Annotated in this window: 17 protein-coding genes; 9 read left to right on the top strand and 8 right to left on the bottom strand. The window is 41.6% G+C overall.

All coding sequences use genetic code 11. The features are described 5' to 3' along the window. A partial coding sequence (xerA, locus tag GR929_RS17525) for a site-specific tyrosine recombinase/integron integrase (protein ID WP_201301053.1) occupies positions 1–1104 on the bottom strand: 1104 nt, incomplete at its 3' end. A gap of 1600 nt (positions 1105–2704) precedes the next feature. On the opposite strand from xerA, the gene GR929_RS17530 reads away from it, so the two are divergent. The 5 genes from GR929_RS17530 (at position 2705) to GR929_RS17550 (ending at position 7151) form a co-directional block, all read left to right on the top strand. Further along, a complete protein-coding gene (locus tag GR929_RS17530) occupies positions 2705–3619 on the top strand; it encodes a lysophospholipid acyltransferase family protein (protein ID WP_159522235.1) in 915 nt (304 codons plus the stop codon). Further along, on the top strand, positions 3616–4509 hold the full coding sequence (locus GR929_RS17535; protein WP_159522237.1) for a lysophospholipid acyltransferase family protein: 894 nt from the start codon (positions 3616–3618) through the stop codon (positions 4507–4509). The genes GR929_RS17530 and GR929_RS17535 overlap by 4 nt, the downstream gene beginning before the upstream one ends. Further along, positions 4509–5033, top strand: a complete 525-nt coding sequence (locus GR929_RS17540) for a hypothetical protein (protein ID WP_159522239.1) — start codon at positions 4509–4511, stop codon at positions 5031–5033. The genes GR929_RS17535 and GR929_RS17540 overlap by 1 nt, the downstream gene beginning before the upstream one ends. Before the next feature lie 293 nt (positions 5034–5326). Further along, positions 5327–6040 carry a DUF805 domain-containing protein gene (locus GR929_RS17545; RefSeq protein ID WP_159522241.1) on the top strand — a complete coding sequence of 238 codons (714 nt, stop codon included), beginning with the start codon at positions 5327–5329 and terminating at the stop codon, positions 6038–6040. A gap of 253 nt (positions 6041–6293) precedes the next feature. Beyond that, complete coding sequence (locus GR929_RS17550) at positions 6294–7151, top strand: DUF4861 family protein (protein ID WP_159522243.1); 858 nt, start codon at positions 6294–6296, stop codon at positions 7149–7151. A 44-nt stretch (positions 7152–7195) separates the two neighbouring features. Here the strand turns inward: GR929_RS17550 and GR929_RS17555 are convergent, their stop codons facing one another. The 5 genes from GR929_RS17555 to GR929_RS17575 form a co-directional block, all read right to left on the bottom strand. After that, a complete protein-coding gene (locus GR929_RS17555) occupies positions 7196–7690 on the bottom strand; it encodes a dihydrofolate reductase (RefSeq protein WP_159522245.1) in 495 nt (164 codons plus the stop codon). Between the two features lie 75 nt (positions 7691–7765). Beyond that, positions 7766–8560 (bottom strand): thymidylate synthase, encoded by a 795-nt coding sequence (locus GR929_RS17560; RefSeq protein WP_159522247.1) that lies wholly within the window; start codon positions 8558–8560, stop codon positions 7766–7768. Positions 8561–8729: 169 nt separating this feature from the next. Next, positions 8730–9725: a substrate-binding domain-containing protein gene (locus GR929_RS17565; protein ID WP_159522249.1), complete on the bottom strand. Its 996-nt coding sequence runs from the start codon at positions 9723–9725 to the stop codon at positions 8730–8732. Positions 9726–9831: 106 nt separating this feature from the next. After that, complete coding sequence (locus GR929_RS17570; RefSeq protein WP_159522251.1) at positions 9832–11295, bottom strand: NupC/NupG family nucleoside CNT transporter; 1464 nt, start codon at positions 11293–11295, stop codon at positions 9832–9834. Positions 11296–11397: 102 nt separating this feature from the next. Beyond that, complete coding sequence (locus GR929_RS17575; RefSeq protein ID WP_159522253.1) at positions 11398–11982, bottom strand: bifunctional nuclease family protein; 585 nt, start codon at positions 11980–11982, stop codon at positions 11398–11400. Positions 11983–12251: 269 nt separating this feature from the next. On the opposite strand from GR929_RS17575, the gene rplU reads away from it, so the two are divergent. From rplU to GR929_RS17595, 4 genes are all read left to right on the top strand, one after another. Beyond that, entirely contained in the window at positions 12252–12563 is a 312-nt protein-coding gene (gene rplU, locus GR929_RS17580) for a 50S ribosomal protein L21 (RefSeq protein WP_159522255.1), read from the top strand. Between the two features lie 19 nt (positions 12564–12582). After that, on the top strand, positions 12583–12849 hold the full coding sequence (rpmA, locus tag GR929_RS17585) for a 50S ribosomal protein L27 (protein WP_159522257.1): 267 nt from the start codon (positions 12583–12585) through the stop codon (positions 12847–12849). Positions 12850–12949: 100 nt separating this feature from the next. Beyond that, entirely contained in the window at positions 12950–14224 is a 1275-nt protein-coding gene (serS, locus tag GR929_RS17590; protein ID WP_159522259.1) for a serine--tRNA ligase, read from the top strand. Positions 14225–14515: 291 nt separating this feature from the next. Next, complete coding sequence (locus GR929_RS17595) at positions 14516–15958, top strand: glycoside hydrolase family 28 protein (protein ID WP_159522261.1); 1443 nt, start codon at positions 14516–14518, stop codon at positions 15956–15958. Positions 15959–15974: 16 nt separating this feature from the next. Here the strand turns inward: GR929_RS17595 and GR929_RS17600 are convergent, their stop codons facing one another. Then, on the bottom strand, positions 15975–17945 hold the full coding sequence (locus GR929_RS17600; RefSeq protein WP_159522263.1) for an ATP-binding protein: 1971 nt from the start codon (positions 17943–17945) through the stop codon (positions 15975–15977). A gap of 139 nt (positions 17946–18084) precedes the next feature. Further along, positions 18085–18627, bottom strand: a complete 543-nt coding sequence (locus GR929_RS17605; protein WP_159522265.1) for an isochorismatase family protein — start codon at positions 18625–18627, stop codon at positions 18085–18087. Positions 18628–18629 lie beyond the last annotated feature (2 nt).

The following is an 18629-nucleotide window of genomic DNA, read 5'->3' on the forward strand; positions in this document are numbered from 1 at the left end:
TTTGATTTTTGCAAGAGACTTTGTACTCACGTGGGTGTAAATCTCCGTTGTTTTACTCGATTCATGTCCCAATATAGTTTGTATGTAACGAATATCAACTCCTTGTTCCAACATGTGAGTGGCAAATGAATGGCGAAGCATGTGAGGTGTTACTCGTTTGCGAATTCCTGCTTTCTCAGCAGCAGCGTGTAAAACGCGAGCAATGCTGGTTGTACTGTATTTTGTCCTGCCGGGGCCTTCAAATAGCCAATAGTTTGGTTTTTCCTTTTGCATATAGCGTTGTAATACGATGCCGATTGAATCGGATAAAAGACTTGTTCTGTCTTTCTTTCCTTTTGCTCCTCGAATATATAAAATATGCTTATCAAACTGAACGTCTTGAATGCGTAAATTAATTAATTCACTTCTTCTTAATCCTGCCGAATAGATTGTCCCTAATATAGCTTTATGTTTGATATTTTGGGCAGCTCTTAATATCGCCAATACTTCATTTTCAGAAAGCACTTTGGGTAACTCAAAGCTTTTACGAGGGCGCTCAATAGCGTAAAATTCTCCCGGCCTTCCCAAGACTTTCTCATAGTAAAATTTGACAGCATTGATGCGTTGATTCTGCTGGCTGGCCGAAATGCCTTTCTCGCGGATCAGCCACAAAATATACCGGTTAATCTGGTCTTTAGTCACGTCCCGCAAATCATACTTCCTGAACATGGTCGCAAAATCGCGCATATAGCTGATGTAAATCTTTTGGGTATTCATGCTGTATCGCTTTTGTTCCAGCATCTCGCGGTAACCCCCAGGAACGTCAGTTTGCTCCTTCGGGTGGCTTTCGGCTTTTGCTTTTCGAGCTTCGGGCATTGCCGGGGCATCGGTGGTTTTCAATCCCTCATAATCCACCCAAGCCTTTCCCCTGAGTGTCTCGAAAAATTGGTGCAGGTCAAATTGCGCTTTTGGCACATACCAACAACCCATCGTTTGGCTCCAACGGGTGCCTTTAAACTGTTTCACCTGGGCGGTCAGTTTGGCATCGTAAGCAAAATCAATCCGCACAACCGTTTGTTGCCGGTGATTGGCGTAGCTCAAGGTGATGGTTTTTTGTTTGGTCATTGAAGTGGGTTGATTTCGCTCCTCAATATACAAAACATAACAAAGTTAACGGCTTGATTAACTTAATTTATTCGCATTCTAAACAAGGTCTATTTAACAGGCCATGGGGGTACTTCCCAAGTGGGGTACCCCACTTCCGAAGTCCCCCCCCCACTTCAAAACCGAACTCGCGGAGTTCAATATAGCATTCACTCAGCCCGGAGATGCGCGAGTTCGGTAAAAAGGTGAATTAGAGCAGTTCCAAACCGAACTGGTTCACCTTTGAAGTGAATTCATTCGGTAAAAAGATAAACGAAAGCGGTTTTATGCAGCACTCATTCTATTCAAAACCGACTCGAGTCGGTAAAAAGGTAACTGCAGTCGGGTAAACGCTAAGTCGAGTCAGGAAAATGGTGACTGCAGTTGAGTAAATGATAACTTGAGTCGGTAAAAAGTAAACTTCGCCCGGGCCAGCGGTGGAGGGAAGGATTTTTGGCGGGTATCCCGGGTAGTGCGCCGGAAAGAAAAAATCCAGACGCGCGTGGAAGGATAACTTTGACTTGATTTTTTTTGAATACTTTTTGGTATCAAGACAAAAAAGTATTTGGGGTTTGGGGCAACGCCCCAACACAGGTAATGCGAACAAGACGTTAGATATCAGACATTAGATCCAAGAATAAAGAACCAAGAGCCAGGAGGGTGAAGATAGCAGCAATCTGTTTCGGTCAATATTGGAGCAACTGGCCAACCGATCCTGAAACGAGTTCCCGATGAAGAACATTCAATTGGGATATTTAAGTCCCCCGCTTCGCCGGCAGGCGAAAAGCCCGGCCTACGAGGGTTTTGAACTGGAAAACAAGGAAAGGAAACAGCAATGGCACTCGCTAAGAAAACCCTGTTTGACGACTGAAAGGAGGAGTTTGGTTTTCGGGCAGTGACTGACCCGTAGTTTTTGTTCAAAAGCATCGTCAGCCTTGACTTTTTTTCCTGGTTTTTGTGTCAAGACAAAAATCAGGTTCCGTTCGAAAAGACAACTTTGACTTGATCTTTTTTGATTACTTTTTGGTATCAAGACAAAAAAGTAATTGGGGTTTGGGGAAAAGAAAACAAGACATTAGATACTAGAACCAAGATTTTCAGATATTCGGATTTTCAGATCGACACCAAGTCCCCCATTTCGCCGAAAGGCGAAAAGCGCGAAGGCCGTCAAAACGCCCGGCTGAGGGTTCGGTTTGACAAGATTTTTCTTTGTTTCGTTTCTTTTCATCGGAAAAGAAATGAAATGGGGTTTGGGGCAACGCCCCAGCGCATGCAATGACACCAAGACAATAGATATCAGACATTAGATCCAAGAATAAAGAACCAAGAGCCAGGAGGGTGAAGATAGCAGCAATCTGTTTCGGTCAATATTAGAGCAACTGGCCAACCGATTCTGAAACGAGTTCCCGATGACGAACCTTCAATTGGGATATTTACATCCACTACTTTACTAGCAGAAGAAAAAGAACCGGGGTTTGGGCTGAACCCCCAACTACAGCAAACCAGACATCAAGTAAAACTCAGTTTTCAGAATGACTTCCTAAATAAAATCTTAATTTTGCCTGTCTCGAAAATAAAAAACATGGGCAAAATTTTCAACAATCTGATCGTTTGGCTTCTGAAAGCCTTATCGCATATACCTTTTCCTATTCTGTATTTAAAATCAGACTTCTTCTATCTGCTTGTGTTTTATGTTTTTCGTTACCGCCGGAAAGTGGTATATACTAACCTTCGCAACTCGTTCCCTGAGAAAACAGAACAGGAAATTGATACCATCGCCCGCAAATTTTACCGCCACCTGTGCGACTTGGGACTGGAAGCTATCAAGCTGCATAGTATTTCAGATCGGGAGCTGAACAAACGGGTAACAGTAAAGGGAATTGAAAAAGTAGAAGAATACTTCAAGCAGCAAAAAAGCATTATCCTATTGGGGATGCACTACAATAACTGGGAATGGAGTGCCAGCCTGCAACGTTTGGCCAGCCATCAGCTGCTAATGATTTACAACCCGGTACGCGATAATTTTGAGATGGAGCGATTCATTCTTGACATGCGCGGGCGGTTTGGAGGAATCTCGGTTCCGGTGCACAAGTCCGCTCGTTTTGCGATTCAGTTTGATAAAACCGAACGCCCGGGTTGCCTGTGGTTAGCCGCCGACCAAACACCTTTTCAAACCACGAAGTTCTGGACGACCTTTTTAAATCAGGAAACGCCTTTTTTCAGCGGGCCCGAGAAAATAGCCTACAAAACCAATCAGCCGGTCTTTTTTCATCACACAAAAAAAATTGGTCGCGGAAAATACGAAGTTAATTTTATCGAACTGTTTGCCGAGCCGAGCAAACAAAAGCCGGAGGACATTTTGCTGACCTACATCGATAAAATGGAAGAGGTGATCAGCGAAACACCCGAGTATTGGCTGTGGTCGCACCGCCGCTGGAAGCACAAACGTCCCGACGATGTTGAAATGATTGATCGCCTGCCGAAAAATACCCCATGAGCAAACTAGCCAGCTATATTGGATTTGTGTTGCTGACCTTGTTGTCGCTACTCCCTTTTTGGCTGCTCTATGCCTTGTCTGATTTGTTGTTTTTTCTGGTATACCGAATCTTCAAATATCGGGAAATGGTGGTCTTGGAAAATCTGCATCACGCATTCCCCGAAAAATCATCGGAAGAGCTAAACACCATCGCCCGTAAATTTTACCATCATTTTTGTGACTTGCTGGTGGAGTCGTTTAAGCTGAAAACCATTTCGGAGAAAGAGCTTGCAAAACGCATGGTGGTGCGCAACCCCGAATTGGTGAATCAATATTTTACTGACGGGCAAAGTGTGCTCGTGCTAACCATGCACTACAATAACTGGGAATGGAACTCCTTTTTGCCCTACTACCTGAAACATCGTTGCCTGTTGGTATACAATCCGGCTCGAAATCTTACCTGGGATGGGTTCATTAACCGGATGCGGAGCCGCTTTGGCGGGGAGTTGGTATCAACCAAAAAGATCGTAAAAACTGTTTTGAACTACAAAAAGAAAGAGCAAGCAACTTTCACCTGGTTATGTTCGGACCAACGCCCCAAGGCTAACACCCGTTTCTGGACAACTTTTTTGAATCAGGATGCCGGTTTTTTCCCCGGAGCCGAAGCTTTGGCAAAGCATACCAATTTTACGGTGCTATACCAGCATATCGAGAAGGTGAAACGCGGCTACTACCAAACTTATTTTGAAGTGCTGGCTGAACGCCCCGCAGAACTTCCTGCAGATGAAGTGCTACATCGGTACGTAAGCAAGATTGAAAGGATCATTCAGGAGCGCCCCGAATTCTATCTCTGGTCGCATAAACGCTGGAAACACAAACGCCCAACGAAAAACCAACAAACACGAAGCTGATGAGAGTCCAAATTTACATTCTTCTGCTGCTGACATTTCCGCTTGTTACTCTTGCTCAGCAAAATGCCGAGACGGAACTATCAAAAGCATGCGTATTCAGTAAAAAAGCATTGGAGGCAGCAGAAAGATCGGCCGATCACCTGCGTTTTTTTGAAGGAGCTTTTGACAATACCGAAATCAAGGAGTATTTCCTTTATGCCCGGGAGGATTTGGATAGCACTTATTTTTATGTGAAAAATTCATCGTACAAATGTGCTGACGCAGCTTACTACGCACAAAAGAATTCAAACGAAAGAATAGCAAAAAGAGCCTTGCAAGAGCAAAAGCAATTCAAAAGCGTGGCTGCAAAACTGGATCAAATCATAAAAAAAATTGACGAGTACATTGTTCACGGCATTTATAACCGCGATGCCTATATCATACAGTTCATTCAGGATTTTAACGAAACACACAAACAACTTGAACAAGCAGATCACCACCTGCAACAAACCCAGATGATGCTTGAAAATAAGCCCTTTAACTAGGCCGCCAGGTCCAGATCGGATCACCACATTTTATCGAGAAATCGATATTAAACCGCATTTAAAACAAACTATCGCCCTGCTCCTTTCTGTCTGTTTTGATGATCTTGAATGTACATAATAAGTGGGAAAATCATCATCAGAAAAACAATCCTCGCATAATTCAAAGAAATGTTTAAATTAGCTGTATCAAAATTCGTCGGAAACGAACGGACAACATGTGGAGGCTAGAAACCACAATAAAAACAGGGCGCCCCCGAAAAGCCTGATGAGTAGGGAAAAATAAAACTTATGAAATGAATTGGTATTTAAAAGTCTTAAAGCAATATGCTGATTTTAAAGGTCGCGCCAGTAGAACCGAATACTGGATGTTTATTTTATTCAACCTAATTTTTGCGACGGTCGCTTTAATTCTGGACAATGTTCTGGGCCTTGCATTTGGCAAATCAGGAATTGGAATACTTTACAGCATTTTTGTTCTGGCCCTTCTGGTTCCCAGTGTTGCTCTTTCGGTAAGACGAATGCACGACATTAACAAAACAGGATTGATGGTTCTTGTTGGCCTGATTCCGGTTGTTGGAACACTTTACTTGATATATCTGCTGGCGAAATCCAGTTTTCCGGGCGAAAATAAATATGGCGAGAATCCTACAATCAGCTACAACTACGATGAAGAAACAGATTCGATGCAAACAGTTGAACTATCGTCTGATGATTCCTCCATCGAAGATTCTGTCATTCTGATTATTGTTATCTGGATGGCCTTTTCCCGATTGTTTTGGGCGCTTGTTCCCATATTCACCGAGAATCACTATTCGCCAGTTTGGTACGAACTTGTCAATATGCTGATGGGAATCGTTTGGGCATTTGTTCCGTTTGGATTGGCATTCGCCGTAAAAAACAGAGTCAAACAAACTACCTTATTTGTCATTGGTGGATTATACCTGATGTACAGCCTAATAGAAGTTCTTCAATCTTTCGCCGCTTCAGGACAATCCGGAATGATGTAATTCATACACTATATTTTCAAAAAGAAATCCGATCCTGCAAATCGGATTTTTTTGCTTTCTATTGCGCAATCGGTTGCACTTTTCTGCAACTTTCTTTATCAGAAATAGCTTATTTACTATATTTGTAAAGAAACGACATTGATAAAGTGTCTTTATCCATACCAGTTATTCCCAGAAAATTCTATTGAATAATAGCTTTAAAGTAGATGATTGAGAAAGATAAATACTGTCGAAAATTTTAAATTAGATTGAGATGAAAAACCTGATCACGTTAGCATTAATCGCATTAATCGGGCTTCCGGTACTAGCCCAAAATAAAACCGATAAAAGTTTATACTGGAAAGATAAACACGAACAAGTTGATTGTATTTCGTCTGAAACCGGAGACTTGTATCAAAAAGTTGGTCACCACGGACCGGCGGTTGAAAACGAATGGATGGGTCTTCGTCTTTACTTCGACCACAAAGTAGCCATCGATGTGTACAACAAAACAAAACCTCAGCTGGAACTGGCAGAAGCCAAATGGTATCCAACTCCTGAGCAGCAAGAAGAAGGCTGGGGAGCCGATCAATACAAAGTTGGTCAAACAGTCGGTCTGGGTGGTGTTCGTTTATGGGACGGAGAACAAGTCGTTTTCCTTGATCCCGTTACAATGCGTACCGCCTGTGTAAAAAAAGAGGCTAATACATCGTACATGGAAATGCTGTCGGAAAATGTACCCTATAAAGGCGATAGCATTGATGTGTTGGTTCGGGTAACTGTTTACTCAGGCATGCGCGAAGCCAAGGTGGAAGCTTTTGCTTTTAGCTCGGAGCCTGTTCAGTTTGTAACCGGTGTTAACTACCACGCCGGAACCGAAACAAAAGAAGGTGAAGGCTTTATCGCCACCTGGGGCTTGCACCCCGAAGATGTAGCAGCTTTCCAATTGAATATTGGCGCGGCAATTATGTACGATCCTGCGGACTTTGTAAAAGAGGAAAAGTTAGAAAAAGAATATCAGTTAATTTCGAAACCAACCAATTACATTTCGACCTGGGTTACTTCGGCCTGCCAAAAAGAAGAAGGTTTTGACAATATGACTGACTTTATTGAGTACGTCGAGAAACTCTAACATACATTAAAAAATCCTGCCTCGAGCAGGATTTTTTTTTCAATCTATTCTCGAATAAGATTGAGATACGAATAGTCGAAGCCATTCTTTTCGTCATGAAAATCCTCACGACTTTCGACATCCCAATCCTTATAATCTATCGTCGGAAAATAAACATCGGCATCAAAATCTTTATGGACCAAGGTTAGATACAGTTTGCCGGCCATCGGGTAAAACTGCTTATAAATCATGCCACCGCCAATCACAAAAGCTTCCTTCTCATCCTTCACTTTCTCAATCGCTTCGTCAATAGAAGAGACCACTTCACATCCATCAAAACAATCGTCCAACTTATCGCTAATCACAATATGACGGCGATTGGGCAAGGGCCATTTAGGCAGCGAAAGCAAAGTATTACGCCCCATAATAATCGTGTGTCCCGAGGTAATTTCCTTGAAATGCTTTAAATCGTTGGGTAAATGAAACAGCAAATCGTTGTTTTTACCGATGGCAAAGTTTTGTGCAATGGCAACAATGATCGAGATATTTTGATGAATCATAAGCGGTGTATATTTGGTATTATTAAGAAGCTTACTTCAGCTGAGTCTCCTAATAATTTTAATTCAATATTGTATTTAAACAGCAACTTTCCCGGGAATATGCGGATGAGCTTCGTAATTTTCCAATTCAAAATCTTCAAATTTAAAATCGAAAATTGACTTCACATCCGGATTGATTTTCATCGTGGGTAATTTCTTCGGAAGACGTGTTAATTGCAATTCAACCTGTTCCAGGTGATTGGAATAAATATGCACATCACCACCGGTCCAAACAAATTCGCCGGGCTCCAATCCGGTTACTTGTGCCATCATCATGGTGAGCAGCGCATACGAAGCCACATTAAAAGGCACGCCCAGAAAAACGTCGCAACTACGCTGATAAAGCTGGCAACTTAACTTACCATCAGCCACATAAAACTGAAATAACAGATGGCAAGGCGGCAAATTCATTTTATCCAGCTCGCCAACATTCCAGGCACTCACAATAAGCCGCCGTGAGTTGGGATTATTTTTAATTGAATCAACAACTTCTGAAATCTGATCGATCTGCTTGCCATCGGGAGTAGGCCACGAACGCCATTGGTAACCATAGATATGTCCCAGGTCACCGTCTTCATTCGCCCACTCGTTCCAAATACGAACACCTTTTTCTTTTAACGTATTGTTATTGGTGTCGCCATCCAGAAACCATAAAAGCTCATGAATAATTGATTTTAAGTGAAGCTTCTTGGTGGTTAGTACTGGAAATCCTTCAGCAAGATTAAAGCGCATTTGGTGTCCAAAAACACTGATTGTCCCCGTTCCTGTACGGTCATCTTTTTTTACACCATTTTTGGTGACATGCTCCAGTAAGTCAAGATATTGCCTCATGATTTCTCCTTCAACGATTAATGTTCAATTTCCTCTTTTTTTCAATGCGGGAAGTTAAGCTTTTTGATTGAATAGGGAAAGGCAATTTTATAAACAATTAGAGGTCGAAACGAAAAGAGCGTGGACAAAACGGCCCACGCTCTCATCAAGAAAATGACCGGTATTGGTATCATTCAAATACTTCCTGTTCGGCAATAAAACCTTCCGAAATGACGGTCATTTTAATATTTTGTTTGTTAACAATTTGCCCTTCCAAAAGAATAGCCGGCACCAAATGATGACCATTATTTACCGTAAAGCTCATGTTATCAGTAGGATTTTTGCCTTTCGCCATTTTAACAGCTGCAATCGCCGCGTTAAATGCCATTGACTCTAAAGGCTTGTAAACTGTAATCGTCTGGTTTCCAAAAACAATATTCCGAATGGCGTTTATGTCGGCATCCTGTCCGGCTACCAAAACTTCACCTTCAAGGTCATTTTCGTGAAGAGCCTGAATAGCACCGCTTGCCAATGCGTCGTTCCCTGCAATAATTGCATCTAGTTGAACATCATTGTCAAGTAAGTCTTTAACAACCGTGTATCCATTCTCTACATTCCACTCGTTTGCAAACGTATTTGAGACAATGTTGATATCACCTTTATCAACCAAGGGTTGAAGCACATTCATCCAACCAAGATATAGTTGAACTGAGTTGTTGTCAATAGTTGGTCCTCCAATAAGCACATAGTTTCCCTCTGGTTTCGAGCTTGTAAGGAAGTTAGCTTGCTTTTCTCCAATCTGAATATTGTCGGTTGAAATGTAGAAATCCAGATCGCAATCCCAAATGAGTCGGTCATATGCCACTACCGAGACGTGTGATTTTTTCGCAGTTGTTACAATACCGGCAGCCACGGTCTTATCAACCGGAACAATAACCAATACATCAATCCCCTCATTAATCAAATCAAGCGCTTGCTGAAACTGAACCGATGGGTCAGATTCGGCAACTTTTACGATCACAGAGCCTCCAAGTTCTTCCACTTTGTTTACAAACAGGTCTCTGTCTTTTGTCCATCTTTCGCGTTCAACGGTGTCCAGAAGCAACCCGACCTTAGGATTGGTATTGCAGCCGGAAAACAGAAAGGTTAACAAGAAAAATCCGAGAATTACGTTGATGTGTTTCATAACGGAAAGTTTTTGAATGATTCATATATATGATCATACGTTAACTATCCACGAATGTTAAGTATTCAACAGCATGAAGTAAGTGGTAACCTTTTGAATGTCACGATCACGATCCCAAAATCATACCGATAATTGTTGCCGACATCAGAGAGGCCAACGTTCCGGCAATCAAAGCCGGCATTCCGTATTTCGATAAAGTAACTCGTTTGTTGGGAGCTAATGCTCCAATTCCACCAATCTGAATCCCGATGGATGCAAAATTGGCAAACCCACATAGAATATAGGTGGCCATTATGATGGATTTTTGATCAGCAAAAGCGCCGGCTGCTTTCAGATCTGAGAGACTAATGTAGCCAATAAACTCTGTCAAAATAAGTTTCTCACCTAACAGACGGCCAACTAATAAAATGTCTTGCGGATTTACTCCGATAAGCCACATGACAGGCGCAAAAATATACCCTAATAAAAATTGTAATGACAGCTCATGAAATCTTCCGTCGGTAGCCTGAATAATAACATCGTTAAGGCCGGTCCAATAGCCAACTTTTCCGAAAATAAAGTTGAACATGGCAATCAGAGCTAAAAAGGCCAGAAGCATGGCTCCAACATTTACGGCCAGTTTTAAGCCTTCGGAAGTTCCGTTGGTGATGGCATCCAGCACGTTGCTACCAATACGGTCTTTACTCACCTCAATATCTTTATTGACTTCGTCGGGATTGGGGACCATAATCTTCGAAAAAATAACAGCTCCGGGAGCAGCCATTACTGAAGCGGTTAGTAAGTGTTTAGCAAATTCCAACCGCAGTACAGGATCACTTCCTCCCAGCATGCCGATATAAGCTGCCAAAACTGCTCCAGCAAGCGTTGCCATTCCTCCGGTCATGACCAACATGATTTCAGAGTCATTCATCTTTGGCAAGTAAGCCTTAATCATCAATGGTGACTCTGTCTGTCCAAGAAAAATATTCCCGGCAACTGAAAGAGACTCAGCACCTGACAATTTCATTAACTTGGAAAACACCCAGGCGAGTGCCCAAACAACCTTTTGAATAATGCCCCAGTAAAATAACAAGCTGGTTAATGCCGAGAAAAAGATGATTGTTGGTAAAATCTGGAAAGCGAAAATCATTCCGAATTGACTTGTATCGACCAGTGTTCCAAATAAGAAATCAGTCCCAGCCTTTGTAAAGTCGAGAATCTTCACGAAAATATGGCCAAAAAAATCGAAGCCTCCCCGGATAAATGGAACATACAACACCCCCAATGCCAGCACAATCTGGAAGGCTAAGCCAATCGCCACTGTTTTCCAGGGTATATTCTTTCGGTCGCGAGATAGCAAAGCACCAAGTCCAACCAGAACCAACATACCAAGTAAGCCACGCAACACGGTCGCGAAATTAAAATTCCGCTCTTCGGCATGCTCGATTAAAATATTGGATGTTGAGGACGACTGTTCAGAGACCACGGTTGTGCTATCGTCAGCCGTCGATTGTGTACTGGAATAAGATGAAGCAGGAAGCGAAAACACCAAAAAACATGTTGCCAGTAGCAGGATCAGCAATCTATTCATTGTCGTATTTTAAAGTTCTTTTTGCTCAGCAACGCCCAACCTCTCTAATCCTGAAAGCTATGTTTCCGTCGATATGGGATGGTCTGAAATGTTTACTGAAAATTATTTTTTGCGTCGGTTGAGTTCATCTCTGATTCTCGAAGCACGCTCGTAGTCTTCATTACTAACAGCCTCATTCTGCATATCATTGAGTTCACTCTCTGTGTAACTTTCAAACTCGTTCTTGCTACCCGGCTCACCAGATCTACTTTGAAACTCCACCGGATCTTCTTCTTCGTTTTCCATAACGATACCGGCTTTATCCAAAATATCTCCATTCGTGTAAATCGGGCACTTAAAACGTAAAGCAAGCGCTACGGCATCCGAGGTGCGTGAATCAATCCGAACTTCGTCTTCTCCCATCACACACACCAATTCAGAGTAAAAAATCCCTTCTTCTAACTTATAAATAATTACTTCCGACACATTAACATCGAAAGCAAAAGCCAGGTTTTTAAATAAATCGTGCGTTAATGGCCGTGGTGGCTTCAAACCTTCCAACTGAATTGCAATTGCCTGAGCCTCAACCGGCCCTATAATAATTGGAATTCGTCGATCACCATTTTCTTCGGCTAAGACTAAGGCGTAAGCGCCTGATTGTGTTTGACTAACTGAGAGTCCGAGAATATTTAGCTTTTTTTTCTGCATAGGATATAGAACATCACCAATGTATTCAAACAAATATAACAATACTTTTAGTGTTTCATTAAAAACAGGAGGTGTTTCTTAGTTTCTAAAATGACCATCATTTCACCTCCCATTTCTAATCCAATCAGGCTCAGCTAAAAAAGGACTCTATTTTTTTGCTTCTGAGTAAAAAATATCTACTTTTGCAGACCGAAGTTTTCGAGTAGGCTCAAGAAGTGGACGATCATTTGATTTTCCCGCCTGCCGGAGGAAATTATAAAAGATAGAAAATGTACGCTATTGTAGAAATTGCCGGACAGCAATTCAAAGTAGAAAAGGACAAAAAGATTTTTGTTCACCGTCTTCAGGAAGATGAAGGATCAAGCATTGAGTTTGATAACGTTCTTTTAGTAGAAGATGAAACAGGTGTGAAAGTAGGAACACCAAAAGTTGAAGGAGTTAAAGTAAGTGCCAAAGTATTGGAACACTTGAAAGGTGACAAAGTAATCGTCTTCAAAAAGAAAAGAAGAAAAGGTTACAAAAAGAAAAACGGTCACCGTCAGTACATGACTCAGATTCAAATTGAAGATATTATTGGATAACCCTTAAAAACATTAGACCATGGCTCATAAGAAAGGTGTCGGTAGTTCGAAAAACGGACGCGAATCGGAAAGTAAACGACTTGGTGTAAAAATATACGGAGGTCAAATTTGCAAAGCTGGGAATATTATTATTCGTCAGCGTGGAACGTCTCATCATCCTGGAGAAAATGTTGGTATGGGAAAAGATCATACATTATTCGCCCTTATTGATGGTACTGTTGTTTTCAGAAAGAAAAGAGACAACAGATCGTATGTTTCTGTAGAACCTGTTACTGCAGTAAACTAAGCGATTTTAACGATATGTTATAAGAATCTCCTGTCTTTACTGAGGCAGGAGATTTTTTATTTTTTAACTTTGCCCGACCAAATTAAAAACCCGTTCAAAAATGCTCAATTTAAGATTCATCCAGGAAAACCCGGAGTTGGTTATTGAAAAGCTTAAAAAGAAGAATTTTGATGCTTCTGCCATCGTTGAACAGATCAACGATTTGTATAAAAAGAAAAACGAAACGCAGGTTCAGGCCGACCAATATAAGTCGGAAATGAATACGCTTTCGAAAGAAATTGGACAATTGTTTCGCGAAGGCAAACAAGAAGAGGCCAATCACACAAAAGCCAGAACTTCGGAACTGAAAGAAAATATCAAGAATCTGGATGAAGAATTCGCCAAAATTGACGAGCAGGTTTTTGACTTGCAGGTGCAACTTCCTAATTTACCAGCCGATATTGTTCCGGCAGGAAAAACTCCCGAAGATAATAAAGAGGTAAAAGCTGCCGGCGAAATGCCAGTATTGGGTGACAACAAGTTACCTCACTGGGAATTGGCTGAAAAATACGATCTTATAGATTTTGAGTTGGGTGTAAAATTAACAGGAGCAGGGTTCCCGGTATACAAAGGGAAAGGCGCTCGATTGCAACGTGCTTTAATCAACTTCTTTTTAGACGAAGCTCGCGATGCTGGCTATCTGGAGATTCAACCGCCGTTGGTGGTAAATGAAGACAGTGGTTTTGGCACTGGTCAATTGCCCGACAAAGAAGGACAAATGTACCATGTGACCGAAGACAACCTCTACCTGATTCCAACAGCAGAGGTTCCGGTAACCAATTTGTACCGCGATGTGATTTTGGATGCCAAACAACTGCCCGTAAAAAATACAGCTTACAGTGCATGCTTCCGTCGCGAAGCCGGATCGTATGGCAAAGATGTTCGTGGATTAAACCGCTTGCACCAATTCGACAAAGTTGAAGTCGTGCAAGTTGCCCACCCCGATAAAAGCTATGACATTCTGGATCAGATGGTGGCACACGTAGAGAGCTTGGTTACTAAACTTGGCCTTCCTTATCGCATCCTTCGGCTTTGTGGCGGCGACATGAGTTTTACTGCGGCATTGACCTACGATTTTGAAGTATTCTCGGCTGCCCAGGAAAAATGGTTAGAAGTAAGTTCTGTTTCCAATTTCGAATCATTTCAGGCCAATCGTCTGAAACTTCGTTTCCGTGAGGAAGGACAAAAGAAACCGCAGATTGCACACACTCTGAATGGCAGTGCTTTGGCTTTACCCCGAATTGTTGCCGCACTGCTCGAAAACTACCAAACAGCAGACGGAATTAAAGTGCCAGATGTATTAGTTCCTTATTGCGGGTTTGACATGATTGACTAACACATTATAAAAAATATATGATTGAAGGTCATTCCGTTTGGGATGACCTTTTTTTGCACCTAAAAAGCAGACATTCAATTACGTTAATTTTTTATTTTACAAGAACTTTACGAAGTAATCTCATCCAAAAACTCCCCCAATGAATAGATTTCCCTATATTCAGGTTTTGATTGTTTTGGCATTAAAGCAAATTGAGAGCCGAAACGAGCATGTAACAGTTTTTTACGTTAGGAACAAATCATTGCAACTCAGTTCCGTGAAATACTGTTGAAAATAAAAAACGATAACAAAATGAAAAGTAGAATGAACCTGATTGTAATGTCCCTATTTCTTTTGCTGACTTTTAATCTTCGAGCCAAAGATGTCGAAGTGATTGAGTTTGGAGCAACTGCTGATGGCAAAACCTTAAATACTGTCATCATTCAAAAAGCCATCGACCAATGTTCCGAAACCGGAGGTGGTGAAGTAATTTTTCCTGCAGGTAAATACCTGACCGGTTCAATTATCTTAAAAAGCGGTGTCCATCTTCATCTCAAACATGGAGCCACATTGCTTGGAAGCACCAATATTGAAGACTACCTCAGCATACAACCTGACTATGTTGCGCTGAGAACCTTGAAGGAAACCAAACAACTTATTTTTGCCGAGGGACAGCATGATATTGGCATTGTTGGTAACGGAACAATTGACGGACAAGGGGAAGTATTTATTCGAATAGGAAACGATGAAGGAATCAGGCGACCTCATGGAATTCAGCTAATCAATTGCAAAAATGTAAAAATAGAAGGTGTGTTCATGACCAATTCAGGAGCATGGATGCAGCATTATCTGGCGTGCGACAATTTGCAAATTCGTGGGATCAGGATATACAATCATTGCAATTACAATAACGATGGTATTGATATTGACGGCTGCCATGATGTTGTGATTTCAGACTGCATTGTAGATTCAGACGACGATGGAATTTGCCTGAAAAGTACGAGCCCACGTTCCTGCAAAAATGTGACTGTTAATAACTGTGTGATTCACTCACACTGCAACTCGCTAAAATTAGGAACTGAAACAACCGGCGGATTTCAAAACATACAAATCACGAACTGTGTTGTTAGTCCGAGTGAGAAAAAAACAACCTACTATGGCACGGCAATCGGTCAATCGGCCATCTCTGTAGAAATGGTCGACGGTGGTGTTTTAGATCAGGTGAGTATTGATCGTATTTCGATTATGGAAACAGGATGTCCCATATTTGTTCGATTGGGAAACCGCGCCAGAAAGCATGCTCCTGATGCTCCTCAACCTCAAATTGGTGAGCTGAAAAATGTCTCCATTACCAATATCACGGCAACGACGACTTCTAAAACGACATCCAACATTACCGGAATTGAAGGTACTTACGCTGAGCGTATTTTCCTGGGGAATATTCTGATCACCAACTTAAGTAACGGAACCGTGGCGGACGAAGCAACGATAGTCCCTGAAAACGACGCAGGCTATCCAACTGCTGCTATGTTTGGCGATATTTTGCCTGCCTCAGGCTTTTATGTCAGACACGTTAAAAATATCGTTTTTGAGAATGTCCGCTTGAAAACAGGTCCCCGCGAAGTTCGCCCGGCGTTTGTCCTTGACGACGTTCAGCAGGCAACAATTGAAGATGCAGAAATACGATCTGATTTAAAGATTGACCTGCTATCAAAGCATAAATCTCAGAATATAAAAGTGGAATGTGGAGAATAAAAGAATAAAGATCTAGCTACTTTGTTGATATTGGCAAGCTAAAAGAAACCGTCGTACCTTTTCCTTCTTCGCTTTCGATCCAAATGCGGGCACCTTGCTTTTCAGTCAGCTCCTGACACAGAATTAAGCCGAGGCCACTTCCTTTCTCCTGACTTGTCCCAACAGTAGATGATTGAACACCGACATTGAAAATATTGGACAGGCGCTCCTTCGAAATACCGATTCCTTTGTCAACCACTTGAACCACCTGGTAATCTTCACCATCAATAGATCTCTCTTTGGCTAAAATGGTTATCACTCCGTTGGTCCGACTGAACTTTAAGGCATTCGAAATCAGATTACGTAGAATCGTATGGGTCGCGTTTTTATCTGCAAAAACAGTCGCCTCCTCCTGTATGCTGCTTTCAACAACAACCTGCTTTTTATTAGCAATATGCTCAACACCACCGATCGCCTCTTTTACAAGTGGTTGAAGAAGGATTTTGGCTGGTTTCAACAAGAGCTCGTTACGATGCGACAAAGACCATTTTAATAAATTCTCCAACAATTCATTCAAACTAATTGATGAAGACAGCATCGATTGGATCAGTTGCTTCTTTTGCTCGTCATTATAATGATCATATTCCTGATGCAACAATTCGGAGATACTTTGAAAATTAGATAGTGGATTACGGAGATCGTGAGCAATGATGGAGAAAAATTTGTCTTTTGTGGCATTCAGCTCTTTGAGTTTCTTTTCTGATTGTCGAATGTTTTCTTCGTCGTTCTTTTTTTCAGTAACATCGTAAGCATTGAAAATCACGGAATCTTCTGACTTATACGAAAGGCGGGCTGTAAACCAACGGGGCTCACCACCGACTTCCAACGGATAATCGATAACAACTAAAGATTTTGAACGAATGCATTCTTGAATAGCATGAAGGATGAGATTTGCACGGTCAGCGTCAAACACATCGTGAACAGATTGTCCGATGAGTTCTTCCTCTGGTTTAAAAAGTAAACTTTTATTTGTGGGAGCAATTTTCACATATTCGCCTTTCCGGTTGTATTCAACAATCAGGTTGTGCATCGATTTAAAAATTGCACTTAACTCCCGAGCATTTCTCCTTATTTTTTGATGTGCCCGAACAACCAACCAAAATAAGAAGCTGATGATGATCGAACTCACAATGAGTAAAATACTGAGCGTCTTATCCTGATCAAGATAGTGACTCCATCCGTTTACCGGGGTGGCCCCCAAAATCCAACTTCCATCAGGCAAGTCGACAATTATTTTTACTGGCTCTTCTTGAAAAACTGAAGCGTCCCCCCAAAAGATAGTTCCATTTTCACCCTTACCGTCTGTACCCTTCAACGAATATCGAAACCCGTTATCAACCGCCGCTAATTCCGCCTCATCTAAAAGTTTATCTTTGTATATAACAATATCGGTTATTCCCCAAAAATCGCCATCACGTGTTGACAATCGATTAAAAACCGGCGTGTAGCTGATAAACGCGACACCACCCTCAACGAGTTCAACAGGTCCGGCAACAAAAGTTTTATGTGTTTCAATCGTCTTTTCAACGATTTCTTTTCGGGCAGGGTGCTCCAGCAAGTTCAGGCCAATGGCTGCCATATGCCCTTCCTGAGGATAAATAGCACTTAGTATGCAATCCGGAGAAATTGAAATGGTACTGATCACCGAATCTTCTTTTATCAGCTCTTTCGCCAACTGGTAAAAGTCTTCGTTGGTGAGGTTAGGGTTGACCGACACAAACGCAGCAACTCCCTTGGTATAATAAATTCGAGAAGACAGTGCTTTTTCCAGCTTCGATTTTTTTCCAATCAGGATTTCCAGCAAATTGGCTCGTATATCTTTCTCCCACTGTCCTCTTTTGTACGAAATATAGTAATAGGAGATTGACAACAACAGCAGAAAAAAAAGAATTGCAAATATCGAAGATATCCTGGATCGAATAAAATGAGCTATTCTGTTTAATTTCATCAGCACTGATTTCTGGGTCGTTTAAAATTAGCCTAGTTTTTCGGATTTATATCATGAAACGGATACTATTTCTTTAAAAAATGAAAGAAACAAAATGAAAATAGAAAAGGAGTAGTCGGCCTACTCCTTTTTATATCTACTATTTAACCAATTTGGAAATTGATTTGAATTCAGATGCTGCAGCCGAACGGGTAAGTTCGAACAAAATAGATTCGTAGGAAGTCATCATAATTCCTTCAAAGCGGAATCGGTCGGCAGCCAACTCAACGCTTTTCAACGTGCGCGATGAAACACAATCCATCACGACAATCGGGTTATAGCCTGACTCTTTTAAATCAATGGCCGTTTGCATGACGCAAACATGGCTTTCAATTCCACAAATGATAACATTGTGAGCCCCATTCATTTTTAATTCATCTGCAACCACCGCTTCATCACAACAACTAAAATCGCGCTTTTCAATCGGACGAAAGTCTTTAATTAATGAACTGATTTCTGGAATTGTATCTCCCAAACCTTTGGTATATTGCTGGGTAACCAACAAATTAAGGTTTAAGGTTTGTAATCCTTCAATGAGGATTTTTGTGTTATTCACAAAGGTTTCCTTTTCTGCCATTGCCGGAACCAAGCGTTCCTGAATATCAACGACCAATCCTACAGTGTTTTCTCTGGTAATACGCATAA

Origin of the sequence: Sunxiuqinia indica (assembly GCF_009847015.1) — a bacterium.
GTDB lineage: Bacteria > Bacteroidota > Bacteroidia > Bacteroidales > Prolixibacteraceae > Sunxiuqinia > Sunxiuqinia indica.